A 19,960-nucleotide genomic window follows, 5' to 3' on the forward strand; every position below is an offset into this window, starting at 1 on the left:
GGGATCGCCGCCACGCCCCCCTTCTGCAGCCTTGGGCTGCACCTGCTGTGAGGAATTCGCGATGAAGCTGCGCCTGCCCAATACCTTCGTGCTGCTGGCCGCCTTGCTGGCGCTGATTGCCTTGTCGACCTGGTTCGTGCCAGGCGGGCAGTACGACACGCAGATGGTCAACGGCAAGAAGGTGATCGACCCCGATTCCTTCCGTTATGTGGCGAGCAACCCGCAGGGCTTGGTCGCCCTGTTCACCGCGCCGATCAAGGGTTTTGTGGAGGCGGCGCTGATCATCGGCTTCGTGCTGATCGTCGGCGGCGTCTTCAACGTGCTGCACAAGACCGAGGCGATCGACGCGATGATCAAGTCGGTGGCCAAGGCGCACACGCGTTCGCCGCTGGTGCGGGCAATGGTGATTCCGCTGTTTGTGACCCTCTTTTCGATTGGCGGCGCCACCTTCGGCATGGCCGAGGAGGCGATTCCCTTCGTGCTGATCTTCATTCCGCTCGCGCTCGCGCTGAAGTACGACACCACGATCGGCGTCTCGATTCCCTTCGTCGGTTCGCAGATCGGCTTTGCCACGGCCTTTCTGAACCCGTTCAACGTCGGCGTTGCGCAGGGGATTGCGGGCGTGCCGCTGTTTTCCGGCATCGGATTTCGCGCGATCTGCTGGGCCTTCTTCACTCTGGTCACGATCGCCTTCCTGATGTGGTATGCCGCGCGCATCAAGGCCAATCCGCGCCTGAGCCCCACCTTCGAGATGGACGAGGAAAAGCGCAAGCACCTGAACCTCGCGGAGTTCGAGAACTTCGCCGGCATGACCGGCAAGCACCGGATGGTGCTGGCGCTGTTTGTCGGTTCGCTGATCGCGATGATTGTCGGCGTCGTGAAGTACGAGTGGTACATCCACGAAATTGCCGCGCTGTTTCTGGTGATGGGGATCAGCGTGGGCGTCGTGGCGCGCCTCAAGTCCGACGACTGGGTGAACGCCTTCCTGCAGGGCGCGCGCGATCTGGTGGGCACTGCGCTGGTGATCGCGCTGGCCAAGGCAACGGTGGTCATCATGCGCGACGGGCACATCATCGACACCACCTTGCATGCGCTGGCGCCGTATGTCGAGTCGGGCAGTGCGGTGTTTGCCGCGCAGAAGATGTTCGTGATCCAGTCGGTGATCAACTTCTTCATCCACTCGGGCACCGGCCAGGCTGCGCTGACCATGCCGATCATGGCGCCGCTGGCGGATCTGGTGGGCGTGACGCGGCAGACCGCGATCCTCGCCTTCCAGTTCGGTGAGCTGACAACGCCGATCATCCCGACGTCAGGCATCACCGTCGGTGTGCTGGCGCTGGCAGGCGTGCCCTACACCACCTGGGTGCGCTGGATGCTGCCGCTGCAGGGCTTGTACCTGCTGATGGCGCTGCTCATGCTGGCGGTGGCGGTACTGACCGGCTATCGCTGATCGCCGCGCGTGCGCACGCCGCCCTGGCGGCGCCCGCGTCTTCAGGCGAGGTTGCGGGGGTGCTGCGCGGCGCAGCCTTCGTTGCCGCGCCGGTAGTTGCCGGTGATGCGGGCCATCAGTTGCTGCATCTTGGCGGCATCGCCCGCAGCGGCCTTCGCGAGGAATGCGCGGGCGTCTGCCTTGCGCAGCGTGGCTGCGGAGCGGCCATGGTGGAGGATCTCGACGCTGCCGTCCTTGCGTGCGCGGTAGCTGAAGCCCAGCTCTGCGGCCTCAGCGGTTCTTGCCATGCGCACGCTCAGTGCGCAGCGGCTGGGCTTTCAACGGCGAAAACGGCAAAGGATTGCTTGGGCATCGGCACGCTCGCGCCGCCCTTGCTGCTGGCCGAGAACTTGGCGCCGCCCCGCGGCCATAGCGCGCGCAGCGTTGCGCCGGCGGGCAGGTGCTGCAGATTCGCGGTGGCATCCTTGCTGCCATAGTTGAAGATCACCACCGAGCGCTCGTTGGGCAGCACGCGTTGGGTGCTGAGGATGCGCCCTGCGGCCACCACCCGCTCGTGCTTGCCGCGCATGAGCGATTCGCGCGACTTGCGCAGCGCGATCACCGACTTGTAGAAGGCCAGCAGCGAATCCTCTGCCGCCTGGGCGGCAGCGACGTTGTTCTTCGCAACATTGCTGGACAGGGGCCGATAGGGCTTGCCGCTGGTAAAGCCGCCGGTGGCCTTGTCGCCGGTCCAGCTCATCGGCGTGCGCAGGCGCGGGTCGCCTTGCAGTTTTGTGGCGCCCGAAATGCCGATCTCTTCGCCGTAGTAGATGAAGGGCGTGCCGGCGAGCAGCAGGTTGCTCGCCGCGGCAAGGCGGTACTGCGCGCGGTCGCCGGCAAGCTGGTCCCACACCCGGTCGCCGGCGAAGGCGTCGTGGTTGGAAAGAAAGCTCGCCATCGTCAGCGGTGAGGTTTGCCAGAACGCCGCGACTTCTTCGATGGCGACACTGTCGCCGGTGGCGGCCGTGACCAGGCTGGTCTGCAGCGGAAAGCCGAAGGCGCTGTCGCAGGACTGCGGCATTGCAAACGCGCGTGATGCGGCGGGCGATTCGCACACCATGTAGCGATTCGGATAGCCCATCACCACCTCGCGCACCTTGCCCATCAGTGCGTGGTTTTCTTTCTGGTTCTCCCAGGCGGCAGGGCCGTTCTCGATCAAGTGCCCCACGGCGTCGAAGCGAAAGCCGTCCACGCCGCGGTTGAGCCAGAAGCGAAGGTTGTCCAGGTGGTAGGCGACGACCTTCGGATTGTTCAGGTTGAAGTCGGGCATCTGGCTCCAGAAGCCGGCGAAATACACACCGTGCGAGCCGTCGTACCAGGGGTCCTGCCCGTAGATGTTCCAGCCGTCCGGCGCCTTGTTGCGCCAGATGTACCAGTCGCGGTAGGGGTTCTTCGGTGAATCGTTCGAGTTCACAAACAGCGGGTTCATGCCGCCGCTGTGGTTGATGACGTAGTCGATGATCACGCCGATGCCGCGCGCATGGGCCTGGCGCAGCAACTCGTCGAAATCGGCCAGGGTGCCGTAGTCGCGGTCGACTGAGCGGTAATTGGCCACCGCGTAGCCGTGATCCTTGTCCTGGCTTTCGGTGATCGGCATCAGCCAGATGCCGGTGATGCCCAGATCGCGCAGGTAGTCGAGCCGGCTGATCAGGCCCCGGAGATCGCCCTTGCCGTCGCCGTCACTGTCCTGATAGCTGCGCACGAAGATCTCGACGAAAGCGCCGTGCTTCCAGTTCGCCGGCAGCGCTGAGGGCGCTTCGAGTTTCTTGACCGGGCTCACGTCCACCGCGGGCAGGGGATCCGCGCTGCGCGCTGTAGCGGCGCCGCCCAGCAGGAGGACGGCCAGCGTGGCGCGGATCAGGGCGGTGATGCGTGGCGAGCAGCAAGGCATGGAGACACTCCGTGTGACCGGCGCAACCGCCCGGCCTTCGACGTTCAGGGTTAAGGGGCGAGAATACCGCGAACTCGCGTGCCGGCACTGTTTCGGGATTGCGAGGCATTGCTCGCGCACAATCGATCAGCGTGGGCCCGCGCTACCATGGCGTGCATGATTGGCCCCCAGATCATTGCGCCTCACTTTCCTGCCCGGCCAGTGGGCATTCGGCCTGCTCGCCTTGCCAGACTGCAAGCGCGCGTGGCGGCCTGCCCGGTCGTCGTGATGCTGGCGCCGCCCGGATTTGGCAAAACGACCCTCGCCGCATCGTTGCTGCATGCCTGGCAAGGGCCGCGCGACTGGCTCGCGCTTGAACATCTGCCGCCGGAGCAACGCCTGGCGGTGCTCGGCACCGCTCTTGCGAACCTGGCGGACGATCAACTGCTGGTGATCGATGCCATCGACAGCCTGCCGGAAGCCCCCGCACGCGCTGGGCAACCGCTGTTGCCGGGCGCGCCGCGGCGCGGCCATCTGCTGCTCACCGCACGCAGCGCTCGCGCCTTGCCGCTTGATGCCTGGCATGCGCGCGGCGTCTTGAGTCTTTTTGATCGCGATGCCATGGCGCCCAGTCAGGCGGAATGGCGCCGCGTTTTCGGCGCGGACGGTGGCTCGGCGGCCGATTGGATCGGCTGGTGGGCGCTGCGGCGGGTGGCTTTGGCCGAACCGGGCGCAAGCAACGCGGCTAGCGTTGATTGGTTGCGGCGCACGTATCTGGCCAGCCTCGATCCTGTGGAGGCAAGCGTGCTCGGGGGGCTCGCCCTGTGCGCTGCGATCCCGCACGAAACGCTAGCGAGCTGGCTTGGCATCGGCCTCGCGCCCTGGGGCAAGGCGCTGCACGCGCTCACCCGGGATGGCGCACCGCTGCGGGCTGGGCAGGTGCCCGCGGCATTTGCCGCCGACATCGCGGCGGCTTGGCAGCTGCATCAGCCCGAATGCGCCGCGCGCTGCATTGCCGCAGCGCTGAACCATGCGCTGGACTTGCGCGATGCCGTGGGCGCCGCCCGCCTTGCCCGCGCCAGTGCGGCCCCCGGCGCGAACGCCCGCGTGCTCGAAGCGCTGGGCTGGGCGATGCTGCTGGGGCCGGCGCGCGGCCAACTGGGCGACATGCTGGCGAGCCTGAGTGCCGATGAAGCGGCTTCGCCGGCCATGCGCTTGCTGCGTGCGGCATGGTGGGTTGAGCTCAGGCGTGCGCCGGTTGAAGCTGAGCGTTTGCTGTGCGAAGCCGGCCTCAGCGGCCCGTATGCCGACACCATCACCGCGCGCTGCAAACAGATGTACGAAGACCCGGCGGGCGCGGCCCGGTTCGCAGAGGCGGCGCTGGCCGCGATGCCGGCGCAGGCCGGGGCGCCGGCCATACTGGCGGCGTTTGCCGCAGCATGTGCGTGGTTCGACTTGGGTTGGCCGCAGCGGGCAAGCGAGGCGCTGCTGGAAGTGGTGCGCGCTGCGCGCCGCGATGGCCTGATCCAGCTTGAGCTCGACGCCCTGCATGTGCTGGCGCGAGCGAATCAGGAAGCGGCCGATTGGCGGGGCTTGGCGGTAACGCTGCAGCAAGCGCGCGAACGGCTGGCCGATCCGGCGCTGCAAGGCAGCACGGCCGCGCAGTCCCTCGCGCGCGTGGCGCTGTTCGATAGCCATGAGCGTCTGCAGCCGGCTGCGCCCATGGTTGCACCTCCGTCCGATCCTGATCTTTACGCTTTGCCGTGGCTGGTGGCGCGTGCGCGGCGCGCCTTGCTCGACGGCGATGTCGGCCACGCCCAGGCGCTTGGCCACACCCTCACCGAGCGCCTGCACGGCACCTACGTGAGCGAGAAGTGGCGGCTCGAGGCGCGCTACATCCGCATCTGGCTGGCCGGCCTGTGCGGCGATACCAAGGCCCTGCTGGCGATGGCCGGCGCGGCAAAGCTGCCGGCGCCTGACGCGGCGCTGCACGAATGGACGCATGCGGTGCAATGCGCCGCGGCCGCCTTGCTGGCCAATGCAGCCTGGCCGACCCCACTGCTTGCGGATCTGCGTGCGGCACTGGCATCGCGCGGCCTCCATCGCCTGGGGGCCACGGCTGCGCTGGTGGCGGCGCTGAGTGATCGCGAGGATTGCGTGGCGCGGCTTGGCGAGTACCTGCACACTGCCGCGCAAAGCCAGCGGACCATGGATGCATGCTGGCTGGCGCCGCGTTTGCTGGACCCACTGGCGCGCTGGTTGCGGCACCCGGCCGCGGTGTCTGACCCTGCGGCCCGCGAACTGGGCCTGGCGCTGTTCTCGCGTTTGCAGCCACCGGCTGCCCAGACTGAAACCGTCGACATGCGCAAGCGTCCGGCAGACCTGACAGAGCGCGAATGGCAGGTACTTCAGCTGATCGGCGGGCAGTACAGCAACGAGCAGATCGCAACCCTGCTGCATGTGTCGTTGCCCACGATCAAGACCCACATCAATCGCCTTTACGCCAAGCTGGGCGTGGCATCACGGGCGGAAGCGATGCAGCGCGCGCGGGCCCTCGCCGCGTAGTCCGTTCAACCGGGGCGATTCAACCAGGGGGTTGAATGCGCGCCGCCGCCAGCCTCGACAGACTCTCCCCCTGACCGCGCGACACGACGCGGCGGGCAATCAAGAAGGAGAGCGAGATGTGGTGGAGCAGGGTCGGGTATCGCGCCTTGGGCGCGTTGTGCTTGGGGGCTGCTTTGGCCGCGCCGGGCGCAATGGCGGCCGCGCCGGCGGCCAGTGACGTCGGCAAGGTGCTGGCTGCGCCGCGCGATAGCGGGCTGCCGGCAGACTGGGATCGCAAGGGGGTGTTCATCGAGATCCTGGTGCGGGCCTACCAGGACAGCGATGGCGACGGCATCGGCGACCTCAACGGGGTGACGCAACGACTCGACTATCTGAAGTCGCTCGGTGTCAGTGGCATCTGGCTGATGCCGATCAGCGCCAGCCAGGATCACGACCACGGCTACGCGCCGCTGAACTACCGCGCGATCGAGCCCGAGTACGGCACGCTGGCTGATTTCGACCGCCTCGTCGCCGAAGCGCACAAGCGTGGTATTGGCGTGATCCTCGACTACGTCATCAACCACAGTGCGGCCGAGCACCCGCTGTTTCAGCACGCGGCAGACGATGCGGCCTCGCCGTATCGCGACTGGTACGTTTTCAGCGATACCGAGCAGAAGGGCTGGACCACCTACGGTGGCGACCCGTGGCGGCAGAACGGCGCGAGCTGGTACTACGGCGCCTTCGACGTGATCATGCCGGACTGGAATCTGCGCAATCCGGCGGTGGTCGACTTCCACCTCGACAACCTGTGCTTCTGGCTCAACCGTGGTGTCGATGGCTTCCGCTTTGATGCTGTGGGCGTGTTGTACGAGAACGGCCCGCTCGAATGGGATAACCAGCCCGAAAACCATGCGCTGATGAAGCGCGCGCAGGATCTGCTCGACGCCTATGGCAAGCGTTACATGGTATGCGAAGCGGCAAGCGACCCGGCCGCCTTTAGCGCGGCCGATTCCTGCGGCAGTGCCTTTGCCTTCGGCCTGCAGAAGTACCTCATCAAGAGTGTGCAGATGGGGCGTGTGACGTCCGATCTGCTGTACCTGCTGCGCACCATGCCGGTGGCGCGCATGGCGACGATTCTGAGCAGCCATGACTACTACGCCGGCTCGCGCCCCTTCAAGCAGTTCGGCGGCGACGAGGCACGCTACAAGCTCGCGGCGGCCACATTGCTGACGCTGCCGGGCAGGCCCTTCATCTACTACGGCGAAGAGATCGGGCTGGTCCACTCGCAGCCGGTGGATTATCAGGATCAGTCGATTCGCGGGCCCATGAGCTGGTCGGGCGAGGCCAACGCCGGTTTCACGACGGCGCAAGCGAGCTTTCGCCCGCTGGTTGAAAACTGGCGCAGCCACAACGTGGCGGCACAGCAGGACCGGCCCGATTCGCTGCTGAACGCGTATCGCGCGCTGATCGCGCTTCGGAATGCACACCCGGCGCTGCAAACCGGCAGTTTTGAAGTGATCTCGCGCGACGATGATCCGGTGTTCGCCTTTGTGCGCGAGGCCGACGGTGAGCGCCTGCTGGTGCTGATCAACTACGCAGCGCGCGACGCCGAGGTCGCGTTGCCGGAAGGCGTTCAGGCCAGTGCGTGGTCGGCGATCTATCCCGCCGGCAGCACGCAGCGGTTTGGCGGCACCACGGCTGCGGCAAAGCACGTCAAGCTGGCGCCCATGTCGGTGGCGGTGTTCAGCGCGGCACGCTGAACGGCCGGCCCGCAAGGCGGGCAACTCATGCGCCTGAATCTGTTTTTGTCAGGCGCGTGAGCAGGGTGAGCAGGTTGGGCGGGAAGCGATCACCGGTGGTGGTGGCGATGTCGGCGGCCGACCACCAGCGCTGTTCCAGCAAGGCCTGGCGCTCCTGCTCGCTCCAGCCGAGATTCGAAATCGCCGGGCGCGCGGTGTGCAGCACGAAGAAGCGTTCCTGCGCGCGCACCGTCTCGCCGCTTTCCAGCGTCAGCGTAAAGCGGCGTTCGTCGACATGCGTGCCGAGCGAGCCCGCACGCACGCCGGTTTCTTCCAGTAGTTCGCGCCGTGCGGCGGCTTCGAAGTCCTCGCCCGGCATCAGCGCGCCGCCCGGCGCCATCCAGCCATACTGCCCCGCATGAGGCCCCGCACGGTGCCGGATGCGGAACAGCAGCACGCTGCCGGTTTGGTCGATCAGGAGGATGCGTGCGGCCCGCCGGAGTCTCACTGTTTTCGGTGCGACGCTAGGGTGCGCTGAGGCGTTTGAGATGTTCGATCTTGGCGCTGTAGCGCTGGCGATCCTGGCTGGTGGTGCTGTGTTCGCGTGCCAGCGTCAGCTGTGCCTTTGCCGTTGGCAGATCGCCGAGCTCATAGTGCGCCAGGGCGAGCCAGAAATGGAACTCGTGGTAGTAGGGCGCGCGATCGACTTCGCGCGCGAACAGCTCGCGGGCGCGTTTGAAGTCGCCCGCCTTCATCGCGGCGACGCCACGGTCGAAGAAGCTGAAGGCCGGCTCGGGATCGAGCTGCGCAAGGCGCTGCTGCAGGGCGGCTGCTTCGCTGTCGCGCCCGAGTGCGCTCAGGGTGCCGGCAAGGTTGTGAATCACCTGCGTATTGCCCGGCTCGCGCTCAAGGGCGGCGGCCAGTGCGGCTTCGGCCTGCGCCAGATGGCCATGCTGGTGGTAGATCACGCCCAGCGTGTTGTAGGCAGCGGTGAAGCCCGGATCGGCCAGCAAGGCGCTGCGCGCCCACCAGTAGGCCTCATCGATGCGATCCTGCGCCAGCGATTCGGCGGCGCGGTTGTTGAGGTACATCGCCACCACCGTCTGTTCGCTGATCGCGCGCATGCGCAAGCCGCGCAGGTCTTCGGGTGGGGCAAAGTCGATCGTCAGCGGGTCGAGCGGCAGGTGGCTCCAGGACGGATCGGGCTGGCGGGTGTCCAGCGTCAGGTTGACATGGTCAATCGAAAACTGCAGCTCGTCCTGGCGGCCGAGCATCGGGTCGGCCGAGTAGCGCTGGAAGCGCACCGACAGTCCCATCGCCTTGGCGAAGGCCGCCGTCATGATCACCAGCGAAAGGCAGTTGCCCGAGCGGGCGGCGAACGCTTCGGCAGCGTTGCGGGTCATCTCGGAATCGTATTCGAGCTTGAGCTTGCTCTGGCTGTAGAGCGCATCGACCAGACCTGCGCGTTTGCCCAGTTCCGCAAAGCGCGCGGCGGCCTCCACGTCCAGATAGCGGCGCATCTCGGGGCTGAGGGCAAAGACCTTGGCGGGGTCGATCTCGTCGCGCGCCGGGCGAAACAGCTCGTTGTGAAAGAGGCGCGCCACTTCGGCCTGTTTCGGCGTCCCCGCACAGGCGCTCAGGAGCAGCAAGCTCAAGCCCAGAACCCAGCGCCTCATCGCGCACCTCCGACGCCCGCATTCGTGCAACCACCCCTTCATCGTAGTCGCCATTGCGCCCGTCGGCGCGGCCGGTGAACGCGAAAAAGCCGCTGACCCTTGCGGAATCAGCGGCTTCATGTACTTTTGGTGGTGATGGGCGGAGTCGAACCGCCGACCTATGGGTTATGAATCCATCGCTCTAACCATCTGAGCTACATCACCACGAAGCCGGCAAATATATCGCGGTCGGCGGCGTGGGTCAAGCCGTGCTTGGGCTATAATTTCGCCAAGTCCTTGTTTTGATTCGCTGCCCGCACTACGGGTGAGGGGGAACCAATGTTGCGAACGATTCTGCTGGGCTGCGTCGCCTGGGCCTTTGCCTTTCAGGCCTGGGCCTTTGATGTGCGCAGTTTTCCGGAAGGCAGCCAGCGCGCCACCTTTGTGTCGTTTGACGGCGCGCGCATGGTGCTTGGCTCCAAGACTTTCCCGGTGTCGCCGGCCTTGCAGGTGCGCGATGAGCAGAACATGATCGTCGTGTATGGCGTCCTGCAGGACATGGGCAAGCGCGATGTTCAGGTTCAGTTCGATACCCTGGGCGCGGTATGGCGGATCTGGATTCTCACGCCGCAGGAGCGGCGGCAACGTTGAGCGTGCAGGCGCCGGATTGCCGCAAGGCCGCATCCGGGCCGCGCCGGGTGATTTCATGACGAAGAAGCTTTACATCCGCACCTTCGGCTGCCAGATGAACGAGTACGACTCGGACAAGATGGCCGACGTGCTGGGCGCCGATGAGGCGCTCGAAAAAACCGATAACCCGGAAGAGGCGGACGTGATCCTCTTCAATACCTGCTCGGTGCGCGAAAAGGCGCAGGAGAAGGTGTTCCACGATCTGGGCCGGGTCAAGCACCTCAAGCAGCGCAACCCGAACCTGATCATCGGTGTGGGCGGTTGCGTGGCCAGCCAGGAGGGCGCGGCGATCGTTGAGCGCGCTCCCTACGTCGATGTGGTCTTCGGCCCGCAGACCTTGCACCGCCTGCCCAAGCTGATTGCGCAGCGCAAGGCGAGCGGCAGTGCGCAGGTGGACATCAGCTTCCCCGAGATCGAGAAGTTTGATTCGATGCCGCCGGCACGCGTCGAGGGCGCAAGCGCCTTCGTGTCGATCATGGAAGGCTGCTCGAAGTACTGCACCTTCTGCGTGGTGCCTTACACCCGCGGTGAGGAAGTGTCGCGCCCGCTCGACGACATCCTGACCGAGATCGCCGGCCTGACCGCGCAGGGCGTCAAGGAAGTGACGCTGCTGGGTCAGAACGTGAACGCGTGGCGTGCGCCGCTTGCGAAGGGCGGCGAGGAGATGGGCGATTTCGCCTTCCTGCTCGAATGCGTGCACGATCTGCCCGGCATCGAGCGCATCCGCTACACGACATCGCACCCGCGCGAGATGACGCCGCGCGTGTTCGAGGCTTACGCGAATCTGCCCAAGCTGGTGTCGCAACTGCACCTGCCGGTGCAAAGCGGTTCCGACCGTGTGCTGGCGGCGATGAAGCGTGGCTACACGACGCTGGAATTCAAATCGGTGGTGCGCAAGCTGCGCGCGGCGCGGCCGGATCTGTCGCTGACCTCCGATTTCATCGTCGGCTTCCCGGGCGAGACCGAATCGGATTTCGAAGCGACGATGAGGCTGATCGACGACATCGGCTTTGATGGCAGCTTCAGCTTTGTGTACAGCGCGCGGCCCGGTACGCCGGCGGCCGACATGGCCGATGACACGCCGCAGGAAACCAAGCTTGCGCGGCTTTCGCGCCTGCAGAAGCGCATCGACGAGCAGTACGCCGAGCATAGCCAGCGCATGGTGGGAACGGTGCAGCGGATTCTCGTTGAGGGGCCGTCGCGCAAGAATGCGGAAGAACTCGCCGGCCGCACCGACAACAACCGGATCGTCAACTTCCCCGGCAACCCGCGCCAGATCGGGCACTTCATCAATGTGAAGATCGTCTCCGCGCTGCCGCATTCGCTGCGCGGTGAAGTGGTGATTGCCGACTGATGAAGCCGATCGAAGTTTCGCTCACGCCGCTCGACAACGACCGCCTCGCCAAGCTGTGCGGGCCGCTCGACGAGAACATCCGCCAGATCGAGGCCGCCTACGATGTGGCGATCGCGCGCCGCAGCGAACATTTCGCGCTGCGCGGCGATCTGGCGCAAGCGCGCCTTGCTGCCCGCGCGATCCGCTTCCTGTACGAGCGCGCGGACGAAGAGTTGTCGGTGGACGACATCCAGCTTGGCATGGTGGAACTGAACAACACCTCGCAGGCTGCGCAGCCGGCCACCGGCCTGCTGACCCGCAAGGGTGATCTGCACGGCCGCACGCCGCGCCAGACCGAGTACATCCGCAACATCCAGGAGCACGACATCACCTTCGGCGTCGGCCCGGCCGGCACCGGCAAGACCTACCTGGCGGTGGCCTGCGCGGCCGATGCCTTCGAGCGCCAGCTGGTCGAGCGCATCGTGCTGACCCGGCCGGCGGTTGAGGCCGGTGAGCGCCTGGGTTTCCTGCCGGGGGATCTGGCGCAGAAGGTCGATCCGTATCTGCGGCCGCTGTACGACGCGCTTTACGATCTGATGGGTTTCGACCGTGTTGCCAAGCTGTTCGAGCGCCAGTGCATCGAGATCGCGCCGCTCGCCTTCATGCGCGGCCGCACGCTCAATCACAGTTTCATCATCCTCGACGAAGCGCAGAACACCACGCCGGAACAAATCAAGATGTTCCTCACCCGCATGGGTATCGGCTCCAAGGCGGTGATCACCGGCGACCTGACGCAGGTCGACCTGCCACGTGGCCACAAATGCGGCCTGGCCGAGGCGACGCGAATCCTTGCGGGCGTGCGCGGTATCGGCACGACCCGGTTCCTGAAAGAAGACGTTGTTCGTCACCCGCTGGTGGCGCGCATTGTTGCTGCCTACGAAAAAGACGCCGCGGAGAACAGCCATGAAGACCATCACCGTCCTTAACACCAAGGGCAAACGCCAGAAGCTTGAAGTGGCCTCGATCGAAGTGCCGCTCGACGGCGGCCGCTACCTGCGCATCGCCTTCCCGCCGGGGGATATGGGCGATCTGGCGATCGAAGCGCATGCCGACCAGGGCCTGCCCGTCATGCTGATGCAACCGGGCGCCGCTAATCTGGCGACGATCCACGTGCTGTCGGTGGCGGAAACCCCGGCTGAAGTGCACGACCTCGAATTGACCATTCAGAAAGAATTGGCCAAGGGTGAAAAGGCCGGCCTGCCCTCAAAAGCCAAGCTTCGCCGCTGGATCGAGGCGGCGCTGGGTGCCGATGCCGAGATCACCGTGCGGTTTGTCGGTGAAGTCGAGAGCCGTGCGCTGAACATGGAGTTCCGTCAAAAGGACTACGCCACCAACGTGCTCTCATTCCCCTACGCGGAAGAACCGCTGGTGGTGGGTGATCTGGTGATCTGCTGGCCGGTGGTGGTGCGCGAAGCGCAGGAGCAGGGCAAGTCGCTCGAAGCGCATGCCGCGCACATGCTTGTGCATGGTGCGCTGCACCTGCAGGGCTGGGATCACGAAAACGAAGAGGACGCGGAAGAGATGGAATCGCTGGAGCGGGAAATCCTCTCGTCTCTGGGCTATCCTGACCCTTACGCGGCTTGAAGCTATTGGTTTTTCGCGCGGCGGCCGCTTGGCTGGCGCGCATCGCTGACCCGAGTGGTCAGCGGCAAACTGACTGGCGTGTCGGCAGTTTGCCCCTAACCACTCACCCCTTCCTTCATGGAACCTTCCAGTAGTCGACCGACCCTGCTCGAACGACTCTCCGCGCTGCTCATGCGCGAACCCGATGACCGCGGCGCCTTGCTCGATTTGCTGCACGCGGCCTACGAACGCAATGTATTCGACGCCGACGCGATGGCGATCATCGAAGGCGCGCTGGGTGTTGCCGACATCCAGGTGCGCGACGTGATGATCCCGCGCGCGCAGATGGATGTCGTGCACGTCGACGACCCGATCGAGAAGATCGCGGCCTTCGTGATCGACGCGGCGCACTCTCGCTTCCCGGTGGTCGGTGATGGCAAGGACGATGTGCTGGGCGTCATGCTGGCCAAGGATCTGCTGCGCTACTTTGCCGGCCAGCGCTTCGATCTGCGCGACATGCTGCGCCCGGCGGTGTTCATCCCGGAATCCAAGCGCCTCAATGTGCTGTTGCGCGAGTTCCGTGTCAGCCGCAATCACATGGCCATCGTGGTGGACGAATACGGCGGCATTGCCGGGCTGGTCACCATTGAAGACGTGCTGGAACAGATCGTCGGCGACATCGAAGACGAGTACGACTTCGACGAAGGCGACGGAAACATCATCGCCGACCAGGCCGGCCGTTACCGGGTCAAGGCGGTCACCGACCTTGGCGCCTTCAACGAAGCCTTCGCCACGACCTGGTCGAATGAAAGCTACAAGACCATCGGTGGTCTGGTGATCAACGAACTGGGGCGCCTGCCCAAGCGCAATGAAGTGGTCGAGCATGACGGCTTCCGCTTCCAGGTGCTGCGCGCCGACAGCCGCAGGATCTACACTTTGCTGGTCGAGCGCATCCCGGCTGCGCCCGCTGCGGGCGAGTAATGCGCAGGCCTGTCTGGACACGGCGGCAAGTGCTGGGATTGACGGCCGCCGCTGCCGGTGCGTTTGCGCTGCCGCGCGCGGGCCTGGCCGGCGTTGCGGCAGAGGCCAGCCTCACGCTTGAAATGGCCAATCGGTTTTCGGCGGTGGCGCTCAACGCGATCCAGACCGAGTTCCCGAACAAGCTCGACCATGTCATGGCCGGGCCGGCCGATGTGCAGGCGCCGCGCGCGCAGCACCCGATCTTCTACGGCAGTTTTGATTGGCATTCCTCGGTGCATGGGCACTGGATGCTGATCCGCCTGTTGCGCACGCAGCCCGCGCTGGCGCAGGCAGACGCGATTCGCGCGGTGCTTGAAGGGCATTTCGCGCCGGCGAACGTGGCGGTCGAACTGGCCTACCTGCAGCGGCCCGAGAGCAGCGCATTCGAGCGTCCCTATGGCTGGGGCTGGTACCTGCGGCTGGCGCAGGATCTCGCGCAGTGGGACGACCCCCAGGGCCGCCGCTGGTCGCAGCAATTGCAGCCATTGACCGACGCGTTTGTTGCGCGCTTCATCGCCTTTCTGCCGAAGCTGGTCTATCCGATACGGGTTGGCACTCACACCAACAGCGCCTTGGCGCTGGGGTTTGCGCTGGACTTCGCGCGCGCTACCAATGCCCGCCCGCTCGAAGCCTTGATCGTGCAGCGCGCACGAGACTGGTACGCCGGTGATACCGACGCTGCCGCGCATCTGGAGCCTTCCGGCTACGACTTCCTCTCGCCCGCGCTGATCGAGGCGGATCTGATGCGACGGGTGATGCCGGCGGACGAGTTCTCGCGCTGGCTGGGGCGCTTCCTGCGCGGCATTGAGCAGGGCAAGCCGGCGACGCTGTTCACCCCGGGCAAGGTGCTCGATCGCACGGACGGCCACCTGGTGCACCTGGATGGCCTGAACCTCTCGCGCGCCTGGTGCTGGCGCGCCATCGCTGCCGCGCTGCCGCAGAAAGACCCGCGCCGTGCGCCGGCAAGCAGGGCGGCCCGCTTGCACGCCGAAGCGGGGCTTGCCGCGGTGCTGTCCGGCCACTACGCCGGCGAGCACTGGCTGCCGCAATTCGCCACCTACCTCCTGACCGAAACCCCCTGACGCGCTGCCGTGGGCGCGCCGCGCGCACGGCAGGCAGAGCGCCACCATGAAACCTGTACGGCCCTACCTGCTGCCCTTGATCCTGTTCCTTGCCGGGGCGCTCTCGGTGCTCGCCTATGCCCCCTTCGATCTGGCCTTGCTGATTGTGCCGGCGCTCGGCCTGCTGGCCTGGGCCTGGCGCGACGCCTCGCCTGCTCGCGCTGCGCTGTACGGATTGTGCTGGGGCACCGGCGCGTTCTTCGTTGGCATGGGCTGGCTGATGGTGGCGCTGCATCGCTTTGGCGGCATGCCAGTGGCGCTGGCAGCGCTGGCGATCGGCCTGCTGTCCGCCTTCCTCGCCTTGCTCCCGGCCCTGGCGGGTTACCTGTTCGCGCGCTTGCGGCGCGGGCACTGGGCCGGCGATGCGGTGCTGATGGCGGCCGTATGGGCGCTGGCAGAGTGGACCCGCAGTTGGATCTTCACCGGCTTTCCCTGGCTCGCGGTGGGCTATTCGCAGACGCCACCCAGCCCACTGGCCGGCTACGCCCCGCTGGTCGGCGTGTATGGCCTGGGCTTCATCGTCGCGGGCCTGTCGGCGGCGCTGGTCTTCGCCTGGCCGGCGGGTCGGCGCACGCGCTTGGCGGCGGTGGGGGGCGCGCTCGGGCTGCTGGCGGTGGGGGCCGTGCTGGGCCAGATCGCGTGGACCGAGCCCTTCGGCCAAGCGGTGCGGGTGGCGTTGGTGCAGACCAATGTGCCGCAAGACATGAAGTGGGATCGCGAGCGGATGCAGACCGTGCTCGATGCCAACCTCGAAGCCTTGCAGGGCGCACAGGGCCAGATCATGGTGCTGCCGGAAACCACCCTGCCGATGCTGCTGGAGCATGTGCCGCAAGACTATCTTGCGGCCCTTGCGCAAGCCATGCGTGAGCGCGGCGGCGAGGGCGTGATGGGCGTATTCACCCGCGATGCCGAGGGGCGCATCTTCAACAGCGCCGTCACCATCGGCGGCACCGCGCAGCAGGTGTACAGCAAACGTCACCTGGTGCCCTTCGGCGAGTACTCGCCGCCGCTGTTCGGCTGGTTCTACAAGCTCGCGAAGATCCCGATGTCTGACCAGAGCCGCGGGCAGTCGGGCGTGCCGTTTGATCTGGCCGGCCAGAAGGTCGCCATGAACATCTGTTACGAGGATGTGTTCGGTGAAGAGCTGATCGCCTCGCTGCCCGAGGCCACGCTGATGCTCAACATCAGCAATCTTGCCTGGTACGGCGACTCGCACGCGCAGCCGCAGCATCTGCAGATTGCGCGGATTCGCGCGCTCGAGGCCGGCCGCCCGATGCTGCGCGCCACCAATACCGGCATGACCGCCGTGATCCGCCCGGACGGCAGCGTCCAGGCCGTGCTGCCCGCCTTCACGCGCGGCGCGCTTAATGCCGAGGTGCGCGGCTATCGCGGCATGACGCCCTACGCGCGCTTGGGCAATGCGCCGGTGGTGGTGCTCTCGATGGTGATCTTGCTGGCCCTGATCGTCACACGGCGCCGCTGACGCGCCCGCTTCCGCCGCGCGCGCGGGCGGACGGCGCCCTGGGAGGGGCCGTCCGCCCGGGCACGGGGGGCTTCTGCCGCCGCGCCGCTTGAGGCACATCAGCCCCGCGCTCGCGCCGGCGAGCGTAAGCTTGCGCCGATCCATTCACCATGCAGCATGGCGCTTGAGGGGGCTACACCATGTTTGAATCGGCAGAACTTGGTCACAGCATCGACAACAAGACCTTCCGCAAAGAGGTTGAGTCGCTCCGCGTGGAATTGCTCAACATCCAGTTCGAACTGCGTGAGGCGGCGAAATTTCCGGTCTTGCTGCTGATTTCAGGCGTTGATGGCGGCGGCAAGAGCGAGACCATCAACATGCTCTACGAATGGCTTGATCCGCGCTTTCTTTCAACCCTCGCGTTCTCCACCCTCACCGACGAAGAGCGCGATCGCCCGCACATGTGGCGCTACTGGCGCTCGCTGCCGCCCAAGGGGCGCATCGGCATCTTTGCCGGTTCGTGGTACTCAAGCCCGATTGCCGAGCGGATCGAGGGCAAGCGCACGCCAGACGAGGTGGACCACGAAATGGCGCGCATCAACCGTTTCGAGGGCATGCTGGCCAACGAAGGCGCGCTGGTGCTCAAGTTCTGGTTTCACCTCTCGAAGAAGGCGCAGCGTGCGCGCTTCGAGAAGCTCGAATCCGACCCCCGCACCGCGTGGCGGGTGACCAAGGAAAGCTGGTCGCGCCTGAAGACCCACGATGAATTGATCGACGTGGCCGGCCATGTGCTGCGCATCACCAACACGCCCTGGGCGCCGTGGATCGTGGTGGATGGCTCGGACGACAACTATCGCAACCTGCGGGTTGGCAAGGCGCTGCTCGAAGCGCTCAAGTACCGGCTGGCCAATGCGATGCCGCAGAACTTTCCGGTGGCGCCGCCGATGCCGCCGCGGATCGACGGCCGTGATGTGCTTACCGCGCTTGACCTGTCGCTGACTGTCGAGAAGGCGGCCTACGAACGCCAGCTCGCCAAGTGGCAGGGGCGTCTGTCGGAACTGGTGCGCCATCCCAAGTTCCGTAACCGTGCCTTGGTGTTGGCCTTCGAGGGCTCGGACGCGGCCGGCAAGGGCGGCGCGATCCGGCGCATTACCGCGGCGATTGATGCGCGCCAGTTCCAGATTGTGCCGGTCGCTGCGCCCACCGATGAAGAGCGCGCCCAGCCCTATCTGTGGCGCTTCTGGCGCCATGTGCCGCGCAAGGGGCGGGTGACGATATTCGATCGCACCTGGTACGGCCGTGTGCTGGTGGAGCGGGTTGAAGGGTTCTGCAGCGAGCCCGACTGGCTGCGCGCCTACACCGAGATCAACGATTTCGAACACGCGCTGGACGTGGCGGGCGTGATCGTCGTGAAGTTCTGGCTGCAGATCGATGCCGAGGAACAATTGCGCCGCTTCAAGGAGCGCGAAGCGATTGACTTCAAGCGCTTCAAGATCACCGAGGAGGACTGGCGCAATCGCGAGAAGTGGGACGCCTATCGCGAAGCCGTGTGCGACATGGTCGATCGCACCAGCACCGGCCAGGCGCCGTGGACGCTGGTTGAGGCCAACGACAAGAAGCACGCGCGGATCAAGATCCTCAAGACCGTCTGCCAGCGCATCGAGCGCGAACTGGGGCTCTGACGCGCCGCAGCCTTGCCCGGTGGCGCCCGCACTTGCGGCGGGCGCTGCTTCTGTTCAGCCCTGTTTGAGTTTTGTTGCCAGATCCTGAAGCGCCCGCAACTGGGCCTGCACCAGTTCCTGCAGCCTTTGATCGATCAGGTTTCCGTCGCCGTCAAAGCTGTTGCTGAATGCGTTGGCGAATACCTCGGGCTTGTTCACGACGTGCAGATCGAGGAAGACACAGGTCTGCCGCAAGTGGTACTGCGCGCGAGAGGTGCCCATGCCCCCGCCTGCGCCCATGATCGCCGCGGCCTTGCCGGCCAGCAGGCGGTTGTCGGTCTCGCGCGAGGCCCAGTCCAGCGCGTTCTTCAGCGCCGGCGCCATCGAGTAGTTGTACTCCGGGCAGACCAGCAGCACGGCATCGGCGACGGCCAGTTGCGCGAAGAGCGTGGTGACGGATGCGGGGCGCTCGATGATGTCGGCGTTGTAGAAGGGCAGGGCCGAGAGGTCGGCCGTCTCGATCGTCATCCCCTCGGGCGGGTTGGCGGCCGCGTAGCGCAGCAGGCCCTTGTTTCTTGATTGCTGGCGCAGGCTGCCGCAGATGCCGAGTACCTTCATGGTTTGCCTCCAGTCATGAATCCGTGTGGGGTGACTGGCGCCTCGGGTCGCGAGGCGCCGGGTGGAAGATCCCGATCGTACAGATTCGTCAGGCCGCCCGCTCGACTCGGCGGGGGGGGCGGCTGCGTCAGAAAAGGCGCGCGATGTTGATGGCGCTGACCAGGCTGATCAGTGCGCCGACAAGGATCAGCAGGGTTTTCGTCTTGAAGTGGCGGGTGATGTAGGCGGCGAGCGGCGCCGCGAACAGCCCGCCAATGGCGAGGCCCGCCACCATCCGCCAGACCGAGTTATCGAGGATGGTGAAGAAGGCGGTTGCCACCGTCACCGTCAGGAAGAACTCGGCGAAATTGACGGAGCCGATCGTCGTCCGCGGGTCATGCCCCGATCCGACCAGCGAGGTGGTGACGATCGGGCCCCAGCCACCGCCGCCGGTGGTGTCCATGAAGCCGCCAAACAGTGCGAGCGGGGCGACACGTCGGGGGTTGATGTCGTGCTTGACCTTGATGTGGCGGAAGGCCTTGCTCAGCACGTACAGCCCCATCAGCAGCAGGTAGGCGTTGATGAAGGGCTTGAGCAACTTGCCGTCGACGTTGCTGAGGATGTAGGTGCCGATCAGTGCGCCGATAATGCCCGGCAGCAGCAGGGCAAGGAACAGGCGCTTGTTCACGTTGCCCAGCCTCAGATGAGAAACGCCGGATACGCCGGTGGTGAACACTTCTGCAAGGTGGGTAGCGCCGCTGGCCATCGCGGGCGACGCGCCGGAGGCGAGGAGGAAGCTGGTGGCGGTGATTCCGTAAGCCATGCCCAGCGCGCCGTCGATCACCTGCGCCAGCAGGCCGACGCCGAGTGCGCTCCAGAAGGTCGGGTTGTGCAGGGCGCTGACGATCAGTTCGGTGCCCGAAGCTGCCTGCGCGCCCCAGAACAGCCGGTAGATCAGAAAGATCACCAGCGCAGACAGCGCGGCCATGACCAGATAGCTCGCAAGGCGCAGTACCGGGTGGTCGCTCGCGTGGGTTACTGCGTATTCCACCGGGGGAATGCCGAGCGCTTCGTGCTCGGGGTTGATGCTCAGGTCTTGCAGGTCTGGGTTGCGGAGTTTCATTTTGGACGGCGGGTTTTTGGCTTGGTCGGCACC

At 65.9% G+C, this 19,960-nt stretch carries 17 protein-coding genes and 1 tRNA gene; 11 read left to right on the top strand and 7 right to left on the bottom strand.

Translation table 11 applies throughout. The features are described 5' to 3' along the window. Positions 1 to 61: 61 nt before the first annotated feature. Positions 62 to 1,450: a YfcC family protein gene (locus tag OPU71_RS16375; protein ID WP_267729102.1), complete on the top strand. Its 1,389-nt coding sequence runs from the start codon at positions 62 to 64 to the stop codon at positions 1,448 to 1,450. A gap of 41 nt (positions 1,451 to 1,491) precedes the next feature. Here OPU71_RS16375 and OPU71_RS16380 read toward each other — a convergent pair whose 3' ends face one another. Both OPU71_RS16380 and OPU71_RS16385 read right to left on the bottom strand, forming a co-directional pair. After that, positions 1,492 to 1,737: a hypothetical protein gene (locus tag OPU71_RS16380; RefSeq protein ID WP_267729103.1), complete on the bottom strand. Its 246-nt coding sequence runs from the start codon at positions 1,735 to 1,737 to the stop codon at positions 1,492 to 1,494. Between the two features lie 8 nt (positions 1,738 to 1,745). Further along, positions 1,746 to 3,380, bottom strand: a complete 1,635-nt coding sequence (locus OPU71_RS16385; RefSeq protein WP_267729104.1) for an alpha-amylase family glycosyl hydrolase — start codon at positions 3,378 to 3,380, stop codon at positions 1,746 to 1,748. Positions 3,381 to 3,623: 243 nt separating this feature from the next. Between OPU71_RS16385 and OPU71_RS16390 the strand changes: the two genes are divergently transcribed. Together OPU71_RS16390 and OPU71_RS16395 are read left to right on the top strand one after the other, a co-directional pair. After that, positions 3,624 to 5,924 (top strand): LuxR C-terminal-related transcriptional regulator, encoded by a 2,301-nt coding sequence (locus OPU71_RS16390; RefSeq protein WP_267729106.1) that lies wholly within the window; start codon positions 3,624 to 3,626, stop codon positions 5,922 to 5,924. 116 nt (positions 5,925 to 6,040) lie between these two features. Then, positions 6,041 to 7,663 (top strand): alpha-amylase family glycosyl hydrolase, encoded by a 1,623-nt coding sequence (locus OPU71_RS16395; RefSeq protein ID WP_267729108.1) that lies wholly within the window; start codon positions 6,041 to 6,043, stop codon positions 7,661 to 7,663. A gap of 25 nt (positions 7,664 to 7,688) precedes the next feature. Here OPU71_RS16395 and OPU71_RS16400 read toward each other — a convergent pair whose 3' ends face one another. From OPU71_RS16400 to OPU71_RS16410, 3 genes are all read right to left on the bottom strand, one after another. After that, positions 7,689 to 8,150 (bottom strand): NUDIX hydrolase, encoded by a 462-nt coding sequence (locus OPU71_RS16400; protein ID WP_267729109.1) that lies wholly within the window; start codon positions 8,148 to 8,150, stop codon positions 7,689 to 7,691. A gap of 16 nt (positions 8,151 to 8,166) precedes the next feature. Then, the gene (locus tag OPU71_RS16405) at positions 8,167 to 9,318 is read right to left on the bottom strand and encodes a tetratricopeptide repeat protein (RefSeq protein WP_267729110.1); all 1,152 of its coding nucleotides are present in this window, start codon (positions 9,316 to 9,318) and stop codon (positions 8,167 to 8,169) included. A 127-nt stretch (positions 9,319 to 9,445) separates the two neighbouring features. Continuing rightward, a tRNA-Met gene (locus tag OPU71_RS16410) sits at positions 9,446 to 9,522 on the bottom strand. A gap of 114 nt (positions 9,523 to 9,636) precedes the next feature. Here OPU71_RS16410 and OPU71_RS16415 point away from each other — a divergent pair. The 8 genes from OPU71_RS16415 to pap all read left to right on the top strand — a co-directional run bounded on the left by OPU71_RS16415 (position 9,637) and on the right by pap (position 18,228). Then, complete coding sequence (locus OPU71_RS16415; protein WP_267729111.1) at positions 9,637 to 9,948, top strand: hypothetical protein; 312 nt, start codon at positions 9,637 to 9,639, stop codon at positions 9,946 to 9,948. Between the two features lie 55 nt (positions 9,949 to 10,003). After that, entirely contained in the window at positions 10,004 to 11,341 is a 1,338-nt protein-coding gene (gene miaB / locus OPU71_RS16420) for a tRNA (N6-isopentenyl adenosine(37)-C2)-methylthiotransferase MiaB (RefSeq protein WP_267729112.1), read from the top strand. Continuing rightward, positions 11,338 to 12,306 carry a PhoH family protein gene (locus OPU71_RS16425; protein ID WP_267729179.1) on the top strand — a complete coding sequence of 323 codons (969 nt, stop codon included), beginning with the start codon at positions 11,338 to 11,340 and terminating at the stop codon, positions 12,304 to 12,306. Before miaB ends, OPU71_RS16425 begins: the two co-directional genes overlap by 4 nt. Beyond that, positions 12,284 to 12,964 (top strand): rRNA maturation RNase YbeY, encoded by a 681-nt coding sequence (gene ybeY / locus OPU71_RS16430; protein WP_267729114.1) that lies wholly within the window; start codon positions 12,284 to 12,286, stop codon positions 12,962 to 12,964. Before OPU71_RS16425 ends, ybeY begins: the two co-directional genes overlap by 23 nt. Positions 12,965 to 13,081: 117 nt before the next feature. Then, positions 13,082 to 13,924: an HlyC/CorC family transporter gene (locus OPU71_RS16435; protein ID WP_420712394.1), complete on the top strand. Its 843-nt coding sequence runs from the start codon at positions 13,082 to 13,084 to the stop codon at positions 13,922 to 13,924. A 29-nt stretch (positions 13,925 to 13,953) separates the two neighbouring features. Further along, positions 13,954 to 15,045 carry a DUF2891 domain-containing protein gene (locus OPU71_RS16440; protein ID WP_267729117.1) on the top strand — a complete coding sequence of 364 codons (1,092 nt, stop codon included), beginning with the start codon at positions 13,954 to 13,956 and terminating at the stop codon, positions 15,043 to 15,045. Positions 15,046 to 15,091: 46 nt separating this feature from the next. Continuing rightward, entirely contained in the window at positions 15,092 to 16,567 is a 1,476-nt protein-coding gene (lnt, locus tag OPU71_RS16445) for an apolipoprotein N-acyltransferase (RefSeq protein ID WP_267729118.1), read from the top strand. Between the two features lie 179 nt (positions 16,568 to 16,746). Next, on the top strand, positions 16,747 to 18,228 hold the full coding sequence (pap, locus tag OPU71_RS16450) for a polyphosphate:AMP phosphotransferase (protein ID WP_267729119.1): 1,482 nt from the start codon (positions 16,747 to 16,749) through the stop codon (positions 18,226 to 18,228). Between the two features lie 54 nt (positions 18,229 to 18,282). Here pap and OPU71_RS16455 read toward each other — a convergent pair whose 3' ends face one another. Then, positions 18,283 to 18,825 (bottom strand): NADPH-dependent FMN reductase, encoded by a 543-nt coding sequence (locus OPU71_RS16455; RefSeq protein ID WP_267729121.1) that lies wholly within the window; start codon positions 18,823 to 18,825, stop codon positions 18,283 to 18,285. Positions 18,826 to 18,952: 127 nt separating this feature from the next. Next, positions 18,953 to 19,927: a sulfite exporter TauE/SafE family protein gene (locus tag OPU71_RS16460; protein ID WP_267729123.1), complete on the bottom strand. Its 975-nt coding sequence runs from the start codon at positions 19,925 to 19,927 to the stop codon at positions 18,953 to 18,955. Positions 19,928 to 19,960: the final 33 nt, after the last annotated feature.

It is taken from the genome of Niveibacterium sp. 24ML (assembly GCF_026586805.1).
Classification (GTDB): domain Bacteria; phylum Pseudomonadota; class Gammaproteobacteria; order Burkholderiales; family Rhodocyclaceae; genus Niveibacterium.

Coding starts and splice junctions, on each gene's coding strand:
- ybeY (WP_267729114.1), top strand. CDS start 12,284: ATGAAGACCATCACCGTCCTTAACACCAAGGGCAAACGCCAGAAGCTT.
- lnt (WP_267729118.1), top strand. CDS start 15,092: ATGAAACCTGTACGGCCCTACCTGCTGCCCTTGATCCTGTTCCTTGCC.
- OPU71_RS16415 (WP_267729111.1), top strand. CDS start 9,637: ATGTTGCGAACGATTCTGCTGGGCTGCGTCGCCTGGGCCTTTGCCTTT.
- miaB (WP_267729112.1), top strand. CDS start 10,004: ATGACGAAGAAGCTTTACATCCGCACCTTCGGCTGCCAGATGAACGAG.
- OPU71_RS16405 (WP_267729110.1), bottom strand. CDS start 9,318: ATGAGGCGCTGGGTTCTGGGCTTGAGCTTGCTGCTCCTGAGCGCCTGT.
- OPU71_RS16395 (WP_267729108.1), top strand. CDS start 6,041: ATGTGGTGGAGCAGGGTCGGGTATCGCGCCTTGGGCGCGTTGTGCTTG.
- OPU71_RS16375 (WP_267729102.1), top strand. CDS start 62: ATGAAGCTGCGCCTGCCCAATACCTTCGTGCTGCTGGCCGCCTTGCTG.
- OPU71_RS16455 (WP_267729121.1), bottom strand. CDS start 18,825: ATGAAGGTACTCGGCATCTGCGGCAGCCTGCGCCAGCAATCAAGAAAC.
- pap (WP_267729119.1), top strand. CDS start 16,747: ATGTTTGAATCGGCAGAACTTGGTCACAGCATCGACAACAAGACCTTC.
- OPU71_RS16385 (WP_267729104.1), bottom strand. CDS start 3,380: ATGCCTTGCTGCTCGCCACGCATCACCGCCCTGATCCGCGCCACGCTG.
- OPU71_RS16460 (WP_267729123.1), bottom strand. CDS start 19,927: ATGAAACTCCGCAACCCAGACCTGCAAGACCTGAGCATCAACCCCGAG.
- OPU71_RS16380 (WP_267729103.1), bottom strand. CDS start 1,737: ATGGCAAGAACCGCTGAGGCCGCAGAGCTGGGCTTCAGCTACCGCGCA.
- OPU71_RS16435 (WP_420712394.1), top strand. CDS start 13,082: ATGGAACCTTCCAGTAGTCGACCGACCCTGCTCGAACGACTCTCCGCG.